This window comes from Bradyrhizobium sp. 26S5, from assembly GCF_036923295.1.
Taxonomy (GTDB): domain Bacteria; phylum Pseudomonadota; class Alphaproteobacteria; order Rhizobiales; family Xanthobacteraceae; genus Bradyrhizobium; species Bradyrhizobium septentrionale.
In genome coordinates, this window is record NZ_CP145948.1 from 80,476 (window position 1) to 97,449 (window position 16,974).

General features: G+C 65.0%; 15 protein-coding genes. 5 read left to right on the forward strand and 10 right to left on the reverse strand.

Annotated elements, in window-relative coordinates:
- Positions 1 to 4 precede the first annotated feature (4 nt).
- Positions 5 to 952, forward strand: coding sequence for a hydroxymethylglutaryl-CoA lyase (locus V5279_RS00375; protein ID WP_338694119.1), 948 nt, complete (start codon positions 5 to 7; stop codon positions 950 to 952).
- Between the two features lie 208 nt (positions 953 to 1,160).
- Here V5279_RS00375 and nikR read toward each other — a convergent pair whose 3' ends face one another.
- A complete protein-coding gene (gene nikR / locus V5279_RS00380) occupies positions 1,161 to 1,604 on the reverse strand; it encodes a nickel-responsive transcriptional regulator NikR (protein WP_338694122.1) in 444 nt (147 codons plus the stop codon).
- 201 nt (positions 1,605 to 1,805) lie between these two features.
- On the opposite strand from nikR, the gene V5279_RS00385 reads away from it, so the two are divergent.
- Entirely contained in the window at positions 1,806 to 3,950 is a 2,145-nt protein-coding gene (locus tag V5279_RS00385) for a TonB-dependent receptor (RefSeq protein ID WP_338694124.1), read from the forward strand.
- A gap of 4 nt (positions 3,951 to 3,954) precedes the next feature.
- Here V5279_RS00385 and V5279_RS00390 read toward each other — a convergent pair whose 3' ends face one another.
- On the reverse strand, positions 3,955 to 4,836 hold the full coding sequence (locus V5279_RS00390; RefSeq protein ID WP_338694126.1) for a YiiX/YebB-like N1pC/P60 family cysteine hydrolase: 882 nt from the start codon (positions 4,834 to 4,836) through the stop codon (positions 3,955 to 3,957).
- A 198-nt stretch (positions 4,837 to 5,034) separates the two neighbouring features.
- On the opposite strand from V5279_RS00390, the gene V5279_RS00395 reads away from it, so the two are divergent.
- Positions 5,035 to 6,447 (forward strand): NAD(P)/FAD-dependent oxidoreductase, encoded by a 1,413-nt coding sequence (locus V5279_RS00395; protein WP_338694128.1) that lies wholly within the window; start codon positions 5,035 to 5,037, stop codon positions 6,445 to 6,447.
- Positions 6,448 to 7,505: 1,058 nt separating this feature from the next.
- On the opposite strand, the gene V5279_RS00400 is transcribed toward V5279_RS00395, so the two are convergent.
- The 5 genes from V5279_RS00400 to pheS form a co-directional block, all read right to left on the reverse strand.
- Positions 7,506 to 8,447 carry an MBL fold metallo-hydrolase gene (locus V5279_RS00400; RefSeq protein ID WP_338694130.1) on the reverse strand — a complete coding sequence of 314 codons (942 nt, stop codon included), beginning with the start codon at positions 8,445 to 8,447 and terminating at the stop codon, positions 7,506 to 7,508.
- A 36-nt stretch (positions 8,448 to 8,483) separates the two neighbouring features.
- Positions 8,484 to 9,260, reverse strand: coding sequence for a sulfite exporter TauE/SafE family protein (locus tag V5279_RS00405; protein ID WP_338694132.1), 777 nt, complete (start codon positions 9,258 to 9,260; stop codon positions 8,484 to 8,486).
- Positions 9,261 to 9,475: 215 nt separating this feature from the next.
- Positions 9,476 to 11,884 carry a phenylalanine--tRNA ligase subunit beta gene (gene pheT / locus V5279_RS00410; protein WP_338694134.1) on the reverse strand — a complete coding sequence of 803 codons (2,409 nt, stop codon included), beginning with the start codon at positions 11,882 to 11,884 and terminating at the stop codon, positions 9,476 to 9,478.
- Complete coding sequence (locus V5279_RS00415; protein ID WP_338694136.1) at positions 11,881 to 12,315, reverse strand: endonuclease domain-containing protein; 435 nt, start codon at positions 12,313 to 12,315, stop codon at positions 11,881 to 11,883. The genes pheT and V5279_RS00415 overlap by 4 nt, the downstream gene beginning before the upstream one ends.
- A 173-nt stretch (positions 12,316 to 12,488) precedes the next feature.
- Positions 12,489 to 13,571 carry a phenylalanine--tRNA ligase subunit alpha gene (gene pheS / locus V5279_RS00420; RefSeq protein ID WP_338694138.1) on the reverse strand — a complete coding sequence of 361 codons (1,083 nt, stop codon included), beginning with the start codon at positions 13,569 to 13,571 and terminating at the stop codon, positions 12,489 to 12,491.
- A gap of 221 nt (positions 13,572 to 13,792) precedes the next feature.
- Between pheS and V5279_RS00425 the strand changes: the two genes are divergently transcribed.
- Positions 13,793 to 14,224, forward strand: coding sequence for a hypothetical protein (locus V5279_RS00425; protein ID WP_166300241.1), 432 nt, complete (start codon positions 13,793 to 13,795; stop codon positions 14,222 to 14,224).
- Between the two features lie 2 nt (positions 14,225 to 14,226).
- On the opposite strand, the gene rplT is transcribed toward V5279_RS00425, so the two are convergent.
- The 3 genes from rplT to infC form a co-directional block, all read right to left on the reverse strand.
- A complete protein-coding gene (gene rplT, locus V5279_RS00430) occupies positions 14,227 to 14,586 on the reverse strand; it encodes a 50S ribosomal protein L20 (protein ID WP_029081033.1) in 360 nt (119 codons plus the stop codon).
- 77 nt (positions 14,587 to 14,663) lie between these two features.
- Positions 14,664 to 14,864 (reverse strand): 50S ribosomal protein L35, encoded by a 201-nt coding sequence (rpmI, locus tag V5279_RS00435; protein ID WP_008539890.1) that lies wholly within the window; start codon positions 14,862 to 14,864, stop codon positions 14,664 to 14,666.
- A 415-nt stretch (positions 14,865 to 15,279) separates the two neighbouring features.
- Entirely contained in the window at positions 15,280 to 15,756 is a 477-nt protein-coding gene (gene infC, locus V5279_RS00440; RefSeq protein WP_338701759.1) for a translation initiation factor IF-3, read from the reverse strand.
- A 289-nt stretch (positions 15,757 to 16,045) separates the two neighbouring features.
- On the opposite strand from infC, the gene V5279_RS00445 reads away from it, so the two are divergent.
- Positions 16,046 to 16,873, forward strand: a complete 828-nt coding sequence (locus V5279_RS00445; protein ID WP_338694160.1) for an alpha/beta hydrolase — start codon at positions 16,046 to 16,048, stop codon at positions 16,871 to 16,873.
- The last annotated feature ends 101 nt before the right edge of the window (positions 16,874 to 16,974 follow it).

The following is a 16,974-nucleotide window of genomic DNA, read 5'->3' on the forward strand; positions in this document are numbered from 1 at the left end:
TGACATGACCCGCGTCCACGATATCTATCCCAACGACAAGGTAACCTTGCGCGAAGTCGGCCTGCGCGACGGTCTGCAACTGGTGAAGAAATTCCCGTCGACCGCGGCGAAGCAGCGCTGGGTGCGCGACGAATATGCCGCGGGCGTCCGGCATTTCGAGGTCGGTTCGTTCCTGCCGGCAAAAACCTTTCCGCAGTTCGTCGATGTCCGCGACGTCGTCACGACCATTGCCGCGCTGCCCGGCGCGCACGGCGTCGCGCTGGCGCTGAACGAGCGCGGCGTCAACGAGGCGCTGGTCTCCGGCGTCGCCGAGATCGCCTCCGTGGTGTCGGCGACCGAGGAGCACAGCCAGGCCAATGCCAACCGCTCGCGTGAATCCGCGATCGAGAACGTCAAGCGGCTCTGCGAGCTGCGCGACGCCAGCGCGCACAAGCCCGTGGTCAATGCCGCGATCTCGATGGCGCTGGGCTGCTCGATCGTCGGTGCCGTCGATCCCAGGGAGGTGCTGCGCCTCACCGAGAAGCTGTACGAGGCCGGCGTCGACATGGTCGCGATTGCCGATACCGTCGGCTATGCCGGGCCGAAGCAGGTCGGTGAGCTGACGCGGGGCGCGGTGAAGATCGCAGGCTCCAAGCCGGTCTGCGTCCACCTGCATGACACCCGCGGCATGGGCATCGCCAACGCTTCCGCCGCGCTCGACGAGGGCGCCCGCGTGCTCGACGGTTCGCTCGGCGGCCTCGGCGGCTGCCCGTTCGCGCCGGGCGCCACCGGCAATGTCGTGTTCGAGGACCTCGTCTTCCTCTGCGAGAGCAAGGGATTTCCGACCGGCATCGATCTCGACTGGCTGGTCGCGGTGCGCGCGATCCTCAAGTCCGAGATGCCGGGCGAAGCGCTCTATGGCGGCCTCGCCCGCGCCGGCCTCCCGGGCGGCACCAAGGCGAGGGCGGCGTAGCTGTTCTTCTCCCTCGCCCCGCTCTTGCGGGGAGAGGGTCGGGGTGAGGGGCCTTCTCCGCGAGTGACGCGCGTGGATGGACCTGTACCCTCTCACCCGGATTGCATCTGGCGATGCGACATAGCCGAAGCATAGCTTCGGCGTTCTTTGGGACGGCCGCCGGAGGCGGCCTACGCCTCTCCCCGCAAGCGGGGCGAGGTAAGCACCTTCAATCATGCGTGTGCCGATGCCCCCGCTTGCGCGGCTTCTTGTCCGCGGCGGTCGGGATCATCACGACGCGGCCGTAACGCACGCCGCGTTCGGCGATGACGTGGTCGGCAAGATGCCGGACCTCGCCGCTGGCGCCCTTCAGCGCCGTCACCTCCATGCAGCTGTCGTCGTCGAGATGGACATGCAGCGTCGCCAGCGACAGGTCGTGATGGCCGTGGAAATTCTGCACCAGCCGCTTCGACAGATCGCGTGCGGCGTGATCATAGACATAGACCAGCGCCGCGACGCATTGCCCTGACGGCGCCTCCTCCGCGCTCTGCTGCAGGCCGGCGCGCGCCAGGTCGCGGATCATCTCGGAGCGGTTCTGATAGCCGCGCGCCTCTGCGGCCGCGTCGATCTCCGCGAGCAGATCGTCCTCGATGGTGATGGTGATGCGTTGCATGGACTATCCGTGTTGGCGGGCCGCCGCGGCGGTATGACATTTTTCTTGTAAGGTCATACTGCGCTTGCTAGCGTCGCTTCGCCGGGTTGGTTGGAGCTGGTGCGGTCGTCGCGTGACTGTAGCAGGTATCATGCGGGGGCATGGGCGTTGCGTCGGACTGTATGGCGGATATTTCCCGCCGCCGCATCCATTGCAGCCTTTGTGCCCGCTGCCGAAGCGCAAACCGTCGACGCGCCCGGGCAGCTGCCGCCGGTGACGGTGACGTCGCCCGACCGAGCGCCTCCCAAACGCAGCAAGCCGTCCCAGCGTCCGCACCATGTCGCCGCCGGCGGCCGCAGGCCGGCCGCGCCGCAACCGAGCCAATCCACCTCTGCGGCACGCGGCGTCACCGGCGGCTCCGCAACGGTGTCTTCCAGCCTGCAGCCGACCGCAGCCAGCGCGGGGCAGATCAGCGGCGACGAAGTGAATGCACGGCCGGTCTCGCGCGTCGGCGAGGTCCTTGAGGCGGTGCCGGGCCTGATCGTCACCCAGCATTCCGGCGAAGGCAAAGCCAACCAGTATTTCCTGCGCGGCTTCAATCTCGATCACGGAACCGATCTTGCCATCACCGTCGACGGCATGCCGGTCAACATGCCGACCCACGGTCACGGCCAGGGCTATGCCGACATCAACTTCCTGATCCCGGAGCTGATCCAGTCGATGGATGTCCGCAAGGGCCCCTACTACGCCGACAAGGGCGATTTCGCCTCGGCCGGCGCCGTCGACATCAACTATCTCGACCGGTTGTCGAAGAACGTCGTCGAGCTGACCGCCGGCAGCTTCGGCTACCAGCGCGCGATGGCCGCGGGCTCGACCAAGGTCGGTGACGGCACGCTGCTCGCGGCCTTGGAGGCCAACAAATATAACGGCCCGTGGGCCGTGCCGGACGACATCCGCAAGCTGAACGGCGTGCTGCGCTACAGCCAGGGCACCGCGACCGACGGCTTCTCGCTGACCGCGATGGCCTATTCCAACGGCTGGAATTCGACCGACCAGGTGGCGCAGCGCGCGATCGACCAAGGCCTGATCGGCCGCTACGGCTCGCTCAATCCGACCGACGGCGGCACCTCGAGTCGCTTCAGCCTGTCGGGCAATTGGGCGCAGTCCAGCGAGTACGGGCAGACCAAGGCCAACGCCTATGTGATCCGCTCCTCGCTTCAGCTCTACAACGACTTCACCTATTTTCTCGACGACCCCGCCAATGGCGACCAGTTCAGCCAGACTGATAAGCGCGCCGTCTATGGCTTCGATGCCAGCCACGCCGTCGATATCAGCGTCGCCGGCATCGACACCCAGACGCGGGTGGGCGTGCAGACCCGCTACGACGACATCAATGTCGGCCTGTTCAAGACCGTGCAGCGCGAGATCCTCTCCACCGTGCGCAACGACCAGGTGCAGGAGGGCAATGTCGGGCTGTGGGCCGATACGACCGCGCGCTGGACCGACTGGCTGCGCACCACGGTCGGCATCCGCGAGGATTATTTCGCCGGCCACGTGCTGAGCGACACGCCGCAGAATTCCGGCAACGCGCAAGCGGCGATGACGAGCCCGAAGGCCGGCATCGTGCTCGGTCCCTGGGCCAAGACCGAGTTCTACGGCAATGCCGGCTTCGGCCTGCACTCCAATGACATCAGGGGCGCGACGATTACCGTCGATCCCAACGACAAGGTCACGCCGCTCGATCGCGTGCCGCTGCTGGTACGCTCGAAGGGCGCCGAGTTCGGCATCCGCACCAAGGCGGTCGACGGCCTGACCTCGTCGCTTGCGGTGTTCGTGCTCGACTTCGATTCCGAATTGCTGTTCGTCGGCGATGCCGGCACCACCGAGCCGAGCCGGCCGAGCCGGCGGGTCGGCGTCGAGTGGACCAACCAATACAGGCTCTCGCCGTGGATGAATCTCGATTTCGACCTCGCCTATACCCGCGCGCGCTTCACGGATTATGATCCGGTGGGTAACTTCATTCCCGGCGCGCCGGCCTGGGTCGCCAGCGGCGGCGTCACCTTCGGCCGCGAGACCGGCTGGTTCGGCAGCCTGCGCGCCCGCTATTTCGGCCCGCGCCCGCTGATCGAGGATGACAGCGTCCGCTCGCTGTCGTCGTTTATCGTCAACGCTCGCGCCGGCTACAAATTCGACAACGGGACGCGGCTGCAGCTCGACGTCCTCAATCTCTTCAACGCACAGACCAACCAGATCGAATATTACTATCTGTCGCGGCTGCCGGGCGAACCGATCGACGGCGTCGCCGACCGCCATGTGCATCCGGCCGAGCCGCTTGCCGTGAGGCTGACGCTGGCGGCGACGTTCTGAACGCTCACCCCGGCGTGAGCTCCGTGGTCATCACTTCCGCAGCCGGAAGCGTCGCCTCTTCGTCAATCGCTTCAGGAACAAGCGGCGGCGACTTAGATTCTGGAAACACACTGAATTCGCCCGCTACCTCCTGGAGCGGCTTCTGCTTGTCGGCCCAGTGCAGGGCCGTGTAGTCGAAACCGTGCACGATGGTGGGTTTGACGACTTCGAAATAGGGCGAGATGTCGAAGTCGCGCGGCATGTAGAGCGAGGAATCGCGGATATGCAGGATCTCGCGGCGCGCCTTTCGGCTGGCGGCGCGCGTGATCTTGGGCAGGATCGGATAGCGCACGGCGTCGAACGCCTGCGCGATCAGCGCCGAGCAGATGATCTTGGTCGGATCGCCGGAGCCGAACGCGATCATGCGGCGGCGCCAGCGCTGCGGGATCGGCAGCGGAAACAAGAAGCGCGCGAGATCGACGATGTTCTTGGTGTCGTAGCCGAAGCCGATCCGGTTGATCGCGTAGCGGCACACCGTGGTGCGGTCCTCGAATGACAGGCCGACCGGACGGCAGAGGCGGGTGTGATAGGACAGATATTTCGAAAGCGGCGCCGAGGTCACGCCCTCGCCGATATTGGCCTCGATCAGCACATGCTGTTCGCCGTCAGGCTCGAACGCACCGTCGATCGGTCCGACAAAGAGTGCGGCGTGCGACCAGGTTGATTGCGTGAGGTATTTGATGATGCCGGAAATCCGGTTGTTGCCTTCGACCAGCAGCACATCGCCGGGCTGCATGATGCTCCGCAGATGGTCCGGGTCGCTCGGCGTGAACGGTTCGTAACCGGGGACCTCCTTCTGCAGGTACCCCGCGATCCATTTACCGACGGTATCGAGCATTAAGCCCATGGATTCCCCCCAGCGGTTCTACGACCGCTTGTGTTGGCTTAATCATGGTCGCAAGCCGTTGCAATTTAGTTCATGCCATCAGCGGATCAATCATGATTGATTTACCATGATGGTTGCTGCGGTCGGTGAGATACGGCACAGTTCGTGAAGCGTTCCCGTTTTCTGCAAGTCCCCGGAAACCATGCTCGAAGCTATGTCATGACAGTGACTCGCCGCGATTTCCTGTCGGCGTCCGCAGCTCTCGCGCTGGCGCCCGCGCTGGGCGGCCGGGTGCTTGCCGCGCCGCCGCCGCGCGAGGCTGACATCGTCGTGATCGGCGCGGGTGCCGCGGGCATTGCCGCGGCGCGGAGGATCGTCGCCGCCAACCGCAAGGTGATTGTGGTGGAGGCGTCCGGCCAGGTCGGCGGCCGCTGCCAGACCGATGCATCGACATTCGGCGTGCCGTTCGACCGTGGCGCGCGCTGGATGCACAATCCCGAGACCAATCCGATGATCCGGCTGGCGCGCTCCGCGGGCCTCGACATCGTCACGGCGCCCGCAGGTCAGAAGATTCGCATCGGCCGGCGCTACGCCCGCCCGGGCGAGACCGAGGAATTCCTGGCGGCGCTGGTCCGCGCCAACCGCGCCGTCGACGACGCGTCGCGCAAGGCCGATATTGCCTGCGCCGCGGCGATGCCGAAGGATCTCGGCGATTGGGCCGGCACCGCGGAATTCCTGCTCGGCGCCAATTTCAGCGGCAAGGATCTGAAGGACCTCTCCGCCGTCGACAAGGTGCGCGCGCAGGATCGCAACACCGCGATTGCTTGCCGGCAGGGGCTCGGCACGCTGATCGCCAAGCTTGCCGAGCAGCTGCCGATGGTGCTCTCGACGCCGGCGCAGCGCATCCTGTGGAGCAATCGCGACGTGATGGTCGAGACGCCCACAGGCAAGATCACCGCGCGCGCCGCCATCGTCACCGTCTCGAGCAATGTGCTTGCGAGCGGCAATATCAAGTTTGCGCCGGAACTTCCGAAGCGCGCGCTCGATGCCGCGGCCAAGCTCAGCCTCGGCAGCTATGATCGCATCGCGTTGCAACTCCCTGGTAACCCGCTCGGACTGTCGCGCGACGACGTCATTATCGAGCAGAGCAATTCGACGAGGACGGCGCTGCTCTACGGCAACATCGCGGGATCCTCGCTGTGCACGATCGACGTCGCGGGGTCCTTCGGTCGCGATCTGTCGGCGCAGGGCGAGAAGGCAATGTCCGCGTTCGCGGTGGAATGGCTGACCAAGCTCTATGGCAGCGAGGTCGGCGCCGCGGTGAAGCAGACCAGCGCGACGCGCTGGAATGCATCGCCCTTCATCCTCGGCGCGATGTCGGCAGCAGTGCCCGGCGCACAGTTCTCCCGAAAGATTCTGACCGAGCCGATCGGCGCGATGTATCTCGCCGGCGAAGCCACGCATGAGACGCTGTGGGGCACCGTCGATGGCGCCTGGGACAGCGGCGAGCGCGCTGCCGACGCCGCACTGCGCCGGATCGGCGCGCTGAAGGATGCGGCGCCGGAGCCAGCAGCGCCGGTCGCAAAACAGAAGCGCCGCGGGCCGCATCGATCTGCCGGGCCGATGAATTGATCTTTCGGTGAGATCAGGCATCGCGGGCGGATGTTTGGGTAGAAGCCGCCCGACAACCGACGTCGTCCCGGCGAAGGTCGGGACCCATAACCACCAAATCCAATTGTGGAAGTGAGCTGCGGCCCGAGCGGCGCGCAGCAATGACTGTCTGTGGTTATGGGTCCCGGATCGCGCTGCGCTTGCCCGGGACGACAGCGAATTTGTTGCGGGTTTTGAGCCATACATCCGCGTCCTCGCGACATGATTTGCCCGAGTTTTGTCTTTCGTTTCGCCGCTCTTCGATCAGAGGGCGCAGGGAAAGCCGGGTGCCGATCGCACCCATGGGCCCCGTGCAAAGGTAGAAAGCACGGGGGTAGGACCACAGGCGTAACCGGAAACAACCCGGCTTTCCCTGCGCGATGGTTTTACGGCTTACTTCGTGCTCTCCCCGGCGAGACTGGGCTTTTTTGTCACCGTCCCCGCAAAACGCATTCGCGTTTTGCGGGGAGACACCGGCCACTAGGGCGTCAGGACCACACGACTTCACCGTCCGCGTCACATGCGTTCGTCGCTCGCATGATCAGCGTCCACCGCATCTCACCGCAACGTTCGTGACGACCGCGAAGCGCCCCTCGATCGGGTGAGACGGGGCGGATTATAGGTCTGAGTTTGGTTTCCGATAAATCGAAATATTTTTGCGACGGGGTCTTGCGCCGTCGGGCAACTCAGATGTAGGGGCGCGTGATAGAGGCACCGGCGGCAGGGTTCCCTCTCCCCTTGCGGGAGAGGGTTAGGGAGAGGGGTGCCACACGACGTGCTATTTCCGCGTTTATCACGGCAGCAAGAACGAGATTGCAAGAACGATGCTCTCATCGATTATCTCGCCCGGGGCCAGCCCTCTCCCCAACCCTCCCCCATCGCAAGTCGGGCCTGCCCGACTTGCGCGAATCAATGATGCGCAACCGGGGTAGACCCCGGTTGCGTGGGGGAGGGAGCCTGAGCCGTGTGCTCACCTCACAATCATTCCGGGTTCGTGCTTCGCACGCCGTCAGATGCGCAATTGCGTGGAGTCCGCCGCCTCACACCGGCAGCTTCAGCTCCATCAGATCCTTTGCCACCACGATCCGGCCCTTGAAATTCGTCTTCACGTCCCGTGTCCAGTCGTCGTCGGTCACGAGCGGATCATCACCAGGGACGAAGTGGCTCAGCACCAGCGTTTTGACGCCGGCGGCGGCCGCGATGCGGCCGACGTCTTCGGTCGAGGTGTGGCTGTCGAGCAGATGCTTCTTCAGCGTCGCGCCGTTTTTGGTCTTGGCGACCAGCCGATCGACCGCGGGAATGTAGAGGCATTCGTGTACCAGCACGTCGGCACCCCTGGCGAACTCGGCGAGTTTTGGATTGTAGGCGGTGTCGCTGGAGAACACGATCGTGCCATCAGGCGTCTCGAACTTGTAGGCGAAATTGTCCGTGATCGGCGGATGCGGCGTGCGGAACGCAGTGACGGTGACATCTGATGTTTTCAGCACCACGCCATCGTCGGTGATGTCTTTCGCGATCAGCAGTTTGCGCGGATCGGGCCGGCCTTCGTCCTCGATCCGGGTCTCGACGTCGAACTTGTTCAGCTCCCAATAGTCCTTGGTCATCGTCTCGATGCCCATGGGACCGAACGAATGGATCGGCGTCGAGAGGCCGGCCGCCCAGGCGTTGTAGAACAGATTGCCGTATTCCAGATTGTGATCGGAATGATGGTGGCTGATGAAGATGTACTTCACGGACGGGATCGGCACGCCGGCATTGACCAGCTGACGGCTGACGCCCATGCCGCAATCGATCACGAACGGCGTGTCGTTGACGACGACCAGATTGGCCGGATTGGAGGCGCCGTTGCCGACGCGGGGGCCGCCCTTGGTGCCGAGGAACACGATACGGGTGCGCGGCTTTGTGGTCTGCGCGCGCACCGGCGACGCGAGCATGGCAGCGCTGCCGAGCGCCAGTTTCAATGCGTTGCGGCGATCGATCATCGTGTTCCTCCCTCGGTCTTCTGAACCGCGGCGACCCTAGCCGCCGCGCAAGATGCCATCAAGCGCGGGCAGGCCGACGATGACGGCCGCCGCGATCAGCGCGTAGCAGATGGCGCGAAACACCTGCTCGCTTGCCTTGCCGAACAGCGAGGCGCCGAACCAGACGCCGATGCCGTAGACCGGGCCCACGATCAGCGAGAACTTGATCGACTCGATCGTGATCAGTCCGGTGAACCAGTAGCTGACCAGCGAGAAGAGATCCGAGGCACCGAAGAACAGCACGATGTTGGCGCGCGAGATCATCGACGAGATCGGGCGGCCCAGCCAGTAGGCGACGATCGGCGGGCCGCCGGTCTGCGCAAGTCCGCTGCAAAAGCCGGAGAGGCCACCGACGCCGACCGACAGCGCGGCGTGATCCTTGCCGTGGTAGCGCCAGCCAGACAGCAGCAGCGCGAGCAGTGCCGCGACGAAGCCGGAGATGATCCAGCGCGTGGTGACGGGCTCGAGCACCGTGAGGAAGTAGGTGCCGATGGGAACGCCGACCAGCGCGCCGGCCACCATCACCGCGGTCGCCTTGCGGTCGGCATGGGTCCAGGCGTTCGGCAGCAGCGGCGCCGCGGCGACGAAGTCGATGATGAGCAGGAGCGCCGCCACCAGCCGCGGCCCGGCGACGCTGCTTGCGAGCGGCATGAAGATCAGCGCCGAGCCAAACCCCGAGAAGCCGCGCGCCGTGCCCGACACGAACGCGATCGCGCAGATCGCGAGCGCGATGCTGGTCGAGATGTCGGAGGGGAGGAGGGTGAAGGGGGTCATGGGAGGGGTGGGCGATGAGTCTCGATCTGGTGTCCAGCGGGCGCGCTGGTATGGTTCAAATCAGGACGGTATTCCGTCAAACCCGTCATCCTGAGGTGCGAGCGGAGCGAGCCTCGAAGGATGAATCGGCCACAGGCGGGGCCGTCGACCCTTCGAGACGGCCGCTACGCGGCCTCCTCAGGGTGACGGTGCCAATACAGCGCCTGCGACCGGCATCACGCCCGGAGCGTGCCGCCGGTCTTCTTCGTCACCTCGGCGACGACCTTGGCGGCGACGGCGTCGATCTCCTGGTCGGTCATCGTCTTCTCGCGCGGCTGGATCGTGACTGCGATCGCGATCGACTTCTTGTCGGGATCGATGCCCTTGCCTTCATAGACGTCGAACACGGTCACGGCCGTGATCAGCTTCTTGTCGACATTCTGCGCCGCACGGACGATGTCGCCCGCCTTGACGCTGCGGTCGACGATGAAGGCGAAGTCGCGCGACACCGGCTGGAATGCCGAGAGCTCCAGCACCGGCTTGGCGCGGGTTGCCCTCTGCTTGCCTTCCGGAATCCGCTCGAGGATCACCTCGAACACGATCATCGAACCATCGGCGCCGAGCGCCTCCGCCGTACGCGGATGCAGCTCGCCGAAAGTGCCGAGCACGTTCTGTGGGCCGATCTGGATGGTGCCGGAACGTCCCGGATGCAGCCAGGCGGGGCCGCCGGGGACGATCTGCAGCGCCTGCATCGGCGCGCCGGCGGCCGCCAGCACGGCGAAGGCATCGACCTTGGCGTCCATCGCGTCCGCCGTCGCCGAGCCGGTCCAGGAACGGCCCGCTCCCTTCGTCGAGGCATAGCCATGGCGTACGCCGGAGGCGGCCACCAGCTGGTCTTCCGGCCGGTCGCCGCGGAACACCTGGCCGACCTCGAACAGCGCGACGTCGGGATAGCCGCGGTTGATATTGGCCTGAGCCGCCGCGACGAGGCCGGGCAGCAGGCTCGGCCGCATGTCGGACAGATCGGCCGCGATCGGGTTGGCGAGCACGAGCTCGCTCTGGCCGCCGCCGAACAGCTTTGCCGCGTCGTTGGTGATGAACGACCAGGTCACGGCCTCCACCATGCCGCGCGCGCCGAGCGCGCGCTTGGCGCGGCGGGTGCGCAGCTGCATCGGCGTCAGCACCGGCTTGCGCGGCTCCTCGCCACGCTCGAACGGCGTCATCGGCACCTTGTCGACGCCGACGATGCGCACGATCTCCTCGACGATATCGGCCTTGCCGTGCACATCGGTGCGCCAGGACGGAACCGCGACCTTCACCACGGGGCCGTTGCCGGCCAGCATGAAGCCGAGCCGGGTGAGGATCAGCTTCACCTCGACCAGCGGCACCTCGATGCCGGCAAGGCGTTTCACCTCGCTGAGCGGGAAGTCGATGACGCGGTCCTCGCCGAACTGCTTGCCGACCACGACGTTCTCGGACGGCGTGCCGCCGCACAGCTCCAGCACCAGTTTGGTCGCGAGCTCGAGCCCGGGCACCATGAAGGCCGGATCGACGCCGCGCTCGAAGCGATAGCGCGCATCCGAATTGATGCCGAGCTTGCGGCCGGTCTGCGCGATGTTGATCTCGTTCCACAGCGCCGATTCGATCAGCACGTCGGTGGTGTTGTCGTCGCAGCCCGAGGCCTCGCCGCCCATGATGCCGGCGAGCGATTCGACGCCGTGCTCGTCCGCGATCACGCAGACATTGTTGTCGAGCGTGTAGGTGCGGCCGTCGAGCGCGAGCAGCGTCTCGCCGTCCTTGGCGCGGCGGACGGTGAGGTTGCCCGTCACCTTCCTGGCGTCGAACACGTGCAGCGGACGGGCGCGGTCGAAGGTCATGAAGTTGGTGATGTCGACCAGCGCGTTGATCGGACGCAGGCCGATCGAGGTCAGCCGCTTCTGCAGCCATTCCGGCGACGGGCCGTTCTTCACCCCGCGCACCAGCCGCAGCGCGAAGCCCGGGCACAGCGTCGGGTCTTCCACCGTCACCTGAACCGGGCAGGAGAATTCGCCCTTGATCTGCTTGATGCCCTGGTCCTTGAACTTGCCCATGTCGGCGGCGGAGAGATCGCGCGCGATGCCGTGCACGCCGGTGCAGTCCTGCCGGTTCGGCGTCAGATTGATCTCGATGGTGGGATCGCCGAGCCCGGCCCAGTCCGCATAGCCCTTGCCGAGCGGTGCATCGGCCGGCAGCTCCATGATGCCGTCGTGATCCTCGGAGATCTGCAGTTCGGCCGCCGAGCACAGCATGCCGCGGCTCTCGACGCCTCTGATGGTGCCGACGCCGAGCGTGATGTTCTTGCCCGGGATGTAGGTGCCGGGGGCTGAGAACACGCTGATCAGCCCGGCACGCGCATTCGGCGCGCCGCACACCACCTGCACCGGCGCGCCGCCGTCGCCGGTGTCGACCATGCACACCCGCAGCCGGTCGGCATTCGGATGCTGCTCGGCCGAGATCACGCGCGCGATGGTGAACGGAGCGAGCGCCTTCGCCTTGTCCTCGATGTTCTCGACCTCGAGCCCGATCATGGTGAGCTTGTCGGCGAGCTTGTCGAGCGGCTCGTCGGTCTCGAGATGTTCCTTCAGCCAGGAGAGGGTGAACTTCATGACGATGATTTCTCTTGTCCCCTCTCCCGCTCGCGGGGGAGGGTTAGGGTGGGGGCTCTCTCCGCGATGGCAGCGGCAATTGTTTCAAGGACGCCTGCGCGATTTGTCATGACGTCGAGATTGCTGAAGCGAAGAACCTTGAAGCCTTTCGCTTCGATGACGGCCGAACGCGCGGCATCGGTGCGTTCGCCTTCGTTCGAAAAATGGTGGCCGCCATCGAGTTCGATTACCAGCGTTGCCGCGTGGCAGACGAAGTCGGCGATGTAGTTATCGATCGGCACCTGGCGGCGGAAGGTTGCGCCGTTCAGGCGATTGCCGCGGAGCTCCGACCAGAGAATTCGTTCCACGTCGGTCGAGTTGCGTCTGAGCGCGCGCGCGTTGGACCGAAGTCTATCGGACACCTTCCAATCCGGATGCTCAGGATCGACCATTGCCAGCCCCTTTGCGGAGACACCCCCACCCCAGCCCTCCCCCGCAAGCGGGAGAGGGAGTCCGACCGTCCGCGGCGATGGAGTCTTCGTATCCACTTGAGCAAGTCCTATCCATTCCCTGCGGGGGAGGGTTAGGGTGGGGGCTTTCTCCACGGTGGGAACGAAGTTCAGGCTCACGTACTCAATCCCCCCGCGATCGTCGGGATGTCGAGCGGCTTGAAGCCGTAGTGGTTGAGCCAGCGGACGTCGTTTTCGAACATTTGGCGCAAATCGGCGATGCCGTATTTCAGCATCGTGATGCGGTCGATGCCCATGCCCCAGGCAAAACCCTGGTAGACGTCGGGATCGATGCCGCAGGCGCGGAGCACGTTCGGGTGCACCATGCCGCAGCCGAGAATCTCCATCCAGTCCTCGCCCTCGCCGAAGCGGATCTCGCCCTTGTCGCGACGGCACTGGATGTCGACCTCGAGCGACGGCTCGGTGAACGGGAAGAACGACGGCCGGAACCGCATGTTGATGTGGCCGACCTCGAAGAACGCCTTGCAGAACTCGTGCAGGATCCATTTGAGGTGGCCGAGATGCGAGCCCTTGTCGATCACGAGGCCCTCGACCTGGTGGAATTGCGGCGTGTGGGTCGCGTCCGAGTCGATGCGATAGGTGCGGCCGGGGCAGATCACGCGGATCGGCGGCTTCTGGGTCAGCATCGTGCGCACCTGCACCGGCGAGGTGTGGGTCCGCAGCAGCATGCGCGAGCCGTCCTCCTTCGGATTGAAGAAGAAGGTGTCGTGCATCTCGCGCGCCGGATGGCCGATCGGGAAGTTCAGCTTGGTGAAGTTGTAGTCGTCGGTCTCGATGTCCGGACCGTCGGCGATTGCGAATCCCATGTCGGCGAAGATGGTGTTGACCTCTTCGAACACCTGGCTCAGCGGGTGGATGCGGCCGGTCTCCGCCGGCGCCTCGCGCAGCGGCAGCGTGACGTCGATGGTCTCGGCGGCAAGGCGCGCATCGAGCGCGGCCGCTTTCAGCACGTCGCGCCTGGCTGCGAGCGCCTGGGTCACCGCATCCTTGGCGAGGTTAATCCTGGCGCCTTCGGTCTTGCGCTCCTCCGGCGACATTTTTCCAAGGGTCGCAAGAAGCGCCGAGATCGAGCCCTTCTTGCCGAGGGCGGAGACGCGCACCGCCTCGAGGGCGGCTTCGTCACCGGCTGCGACGATCTGGTCGAGGATGGACTTTTCGAGCGTTGCGAGGTCGGACACGGTCAATTCCTGCGCTTGAGCGGCGCATGATCTGGCGGGACAAACCGGTACCCGAACCGGTGCTCGCCTTTGCGGACCATGCGCCAAAAATTCGGCTGGGTTGTCGCCGCCCGAAGGCCGTAACGTCAAGCAAAAAGCCGGTCATTTCGGGCATATGACCGGCAGGGTTGAACCCGGCGCGCGGGGGACGCTACCCAAGTGGGATGTGAGGAGACTGCCCGATGCCCGTGAGACCCCGCCTGACCGCTGCCCGAGTTGCCATGGCCAGTTTGGCCGCCATCATGTCGATGTCAGCCTCACCGGCGCTGGCGGCGGTCTGCATGGACAAGTCGATGACCCAGGACGAGATCGTCGACACCATCAACGCCCAGCGCAGCTGTGACGGCGCGATGAAGGTGTTTCGGGTGTGCGAGTTCGGGGCGAGCGGCGACGTCCTGCTCGGCGCCGCCGTCGAGAAGAAATGCGAAGCGGACTTCCTGTCCGGCCTCAAGGGCGCGCCGAAGCGGGCGTACCAGCACGAGATGCAGGTCTGCGACCGCAAGTACCGGAATCAATCCGGCACCATGTACATCTCGTTCACGGCGTTCTGCCGGGCGGAAGTCGCCCAGCGCTATTCGCACAAGGCGCTAAACGCGGGCCCCAACGCGCGCTAGGATCAGGCCGCCAGCGCGGCCTTGGCCTTCTCGGCGATCGCCTGGAACGCAACCGGCTCGTGGATAGCGAGATCCGACAGCACCTTGCGGTCGACGACGACGCCCGACTTGGACAGGCCGTTGATGAACACGCTGTAGGTCATGCCGAACGGACGGACCGCGGCGTTGATGCGCTGGATCCAGAGCGCGCGGAAGGTGCGCTTCTTGCGCTTGCGGTCGCGGAAGGCGTACTGGCCGGCCTTTTCGACGGCCTGCTTGGCCGTGCGGATCGTGTTCTTGCGGCGGCCGTAATAGCCCTTGGCGGCCTTGAAGACTTTCTTGTGCTTGGCGTGAGAGGTCACACCGCGTTTGACGCGAGACATGACGGAAATCCTTGAGATCTAAGAAGAGGTGACGGGGCGCCGCACAGTTGCGGCGGGGTTCAAGCGGATCAGCGCGATCAGGCGTTCGGCAAGAAGTACTTCTTGACGTTGTCGCCGTCGGTCTTGAACAGCACGCGGGTGCCGCGGAGCTGACGGATCTGCTTCTTCGTCCGCTTGATCATGCCGTGGCGCTTGCCGCGCTGGGCGTGCATGACTTTGCCAGTGGCAGTCACCTTGAAGCGCTTTTTAGCGCCCGACTTGGTCTTCAACTTGGGCATTTGGCTCTCCTACTGCACAGCACGAAAATCGCCCCGAGAGGCGTCCGGCCGGCCAAAATGCTCGTTAGAGCGTTGGAAGTGCTATGGTTTTTTCCGAATTGAAAGAACCTGCACGATACGTCGCCACGGCAGCCCTTGATCAGCCGGGCGGCGAAGGCCCGGCTTATGCCAGAGGATCGGCGGTTTTGCAACGTTTTGCGGGATGGAACCGGCGGGTGGGACCCGGAAGGCCGGGATGGGGGTCCAGCCGCAGACGCCGCCGCACGTGGAGAGAGCAGATCCCCACCCGCTTTGCTCAGGCGAGCAAGGCGACCCCCCCCTTTTTCTAGGGGAGGTTGGCTCCATCCGGGCTACGAAACGAAACAGCCCGCCGATCCGGCGGGCCGCTCCAAATGCTGAAATCGACTAACTCGAACTAGCGCGGCGCCAGCACCATCACGACCTGGCGGCCCTCGAACCTCGCGTCCTGCTCGACCTTGGCGAACTCAGCCACGTCGGCCTTCACCTTGTCCAGAAGCTTGGTGCCGATCTCCTGGTGCGCCATCTCACGACCGCGGTAGCGCAAGGTGATCTTGACCTTGTCGCCTTCCTCGAAGAAGCGCTGCATCGCGCGCATCTTCACGTCATAGTCGTGATCGTCGATCATCGGGCGGAGCTTGATCTCCTTGATCTCGACGACCTTCTGCTTCTTGCGGGCTTCGGCGGCCTTCTTCTGCGCGGAATATTTGTATTTGCCGTAGTCCATGATCTTGCAGACGGGAGGACTGACATTCGGCGAAATCTCGACGAGGTCCATGCCGGCTTCCATGGCCATCTTGATGGCCACCATGGTTTCGACGGTGCCTTGGTTGACACCGGCGGCATCGATCAACTGGATCTGCGCGTTGCGAATCTCATCATTGGTGCGCGGCCCGTCTTTGGCGACTGTGGGCGGGGCTCTATTGGACGGCGAATGGGTAACTCTCCAAAGTTGTGAAAGGGAAGGCGGATATTTTGAAGCAAGACGCCGCAACGGGCAAGCGAACTCGCTTTCTAAGCGGCAAAACCGTCAATTGCGAGGCATTTTAGCCACGCCCGGCACATATAGCGGGTGCATCAGCTCCGCAAGCCGGGTTTGCCGCCGTTGACCGGTGCCGCGCGACGATTGAAAAGCAGAGGTCTGACACGCGAGTGACCGAACCATGAGCCAAACCGCCGCATCCGGGCAGGAACCCGCCTTTATCGAGGTCGGCGAGGGCAGTGGAGCACGCCGGATCGCGGTGCGCGCCCGTGCCGGTGCCGCTCCCGGCGGCGCAATTGGCGCGCCCGGGCTGTTCTGGCTCGGCGGCTTCAAGTCCGACATGACCGGCACCAAGGCGATCGCGCTCGACGCATGGGCCGCCGAGCACGGCCGCGGCTCGGTCAGGTTCGACTATTCCGGCCATGGCGAATCCGCCGGCGATTTCGCTGACGGCACGATCGGCCGCTGGCTCGAGGAGAGCGTCGCGGTGTTCTCGCAGTTCTGCAGCGGGCCGCAAGTCGTGATCGGCTCCTCGATGGGCGGCTGGATGGCGCTGCTGCTGGCGCGCGAGATCGCCAAACGGGGCAATGCTGGCGGAAGCGGCTGTGCGTGGCTCGCCGGCCTCGTGTTGATCGCGCCGGCGCCTGATTTCACCGAGGAGCTGATGTGGAAGGCGTTCCCGCCGGAGATTCGCGCCGAGATCGAGACCAAGGGCCTGTGGCTGCGGCCGTCGGACTATGGTGACGGCTCGCCCTATCCGATCACCCGCAACCTGATCGAGGAGGGCCGCAATCATCTGCTGCTCGGCAGCAAGATCGACGTCGGCTGTCCGGTGCGCATCCTGCAGGGCGCGCAGGATCCCGACGTGCCGTGGAAGCACGCCTTCGCGCTGGTGCATCGCCTGCCGGCCGAGGACGTGGTGCTGACCATGATCCAGGACGGCGACCACCGCCTGTCCCGTCCGCAGGACATCGCGCGGATCATCGCCGCGGTGGCGAAGATCGGCTAAGGTTTTTCATCTTGCGCGATGTCATCATCCGCGAAAGCGGATGATCCAGTACGCCGCGGCCCCTCGATTCAAGGCAACGGCTCTGGAATACTGGATGCCCC

What these genes read in the sequence shown, in the direction of transcription:
- V5279_RS00375 (WP_338694119.1), top strand. Translation starts at nt 5, where the DNA reads ATGACCCGCGTCCACGATATCTATCCCAACGACAAGGTAACCTTGCGC.
- pheT (WP_338694134.1), bottom strand. Translation starts at nt 11,884, where the DNA reads ATGAAGTTCACCCTCTCCTGGCTGAAGGAACATCTCGAGACCGACGAG.
- V5279_RS00425 (WP_166300241.1), top strand. Translation starts at nt 13,793, where the DNA reads ATGCCCGTGAGACCCCGCCTGACCGCTGCCCGAGTTGCCATGGCCAGT.
- V5279_RS00400 (WP_338694130.1), bottom strand. Translation starts at nt 8,447, where the DNA reads ATGATCGATCGCCGCAACGCATTGAAACTGGCGCTCGGCAGCGCTGCC.
- V5279_RS00445 (WP_338694160.1), top strand. Translation starts at nt 16,046, where the DNA reads ATGAGCCAAACCGCCGCATCCGGGCAGGAACCCGCCTTTATCGAGGTC.
- rpmI (WP_008539890.1), bottom strand. Translation starts at nt 14,864, where the DNA reads ATGCCCAAGTTGAAGACCAAGTCGGGCGCTAAAAAGCGCTTCAAGGTG.
- V5279_RS00395 (WP_338694128.1), top strand. Translation starts at nt 5,035, where the DNA reads ATGACAGTGACTCGCCGCGATTTCCTGTCGGCGTCCGCAGCTCTCGCG.
- V5279_RS00390 (WP_338694126.1), bottom strand. Translation starts at nt 4,836, where the DNA reads ATGGGCTTAATGCTCGATACCGTCGGTAAATGGATCGCGGGGTACCTG.
- nikR (WP_338694122.1), bottom strand. Translation starts at nt 1,604, where the DNA reads ATGCAACGCATCACCATCACCATCGAGGACGATCTGCTCGCGGAGATC.
- V5279_RS00415 (WP_338694136.1), bottom strand. Translation starts at nt 12,315, where the DNA reads ATGGTCGATCCTGAGCATCCGGATTGGAAGGTGTCCGATAGACTTCGG.
- rplT (WP_029081033.1), bottom strand. Translation starts at nt 14,586, where the DNA reads ATGTCTCGCGTCAAACGCGGTGTGACCTCTCACGCCAAGCACAAGAAA.
- V5279_RS00405 (WP_338694132.1), bottom strand. Translation starts at nt 9,260, where the DNA reads ATGACCCCCTTCACCCTCCTCCCCTCCGACATCTCGACCAGCATCGCG.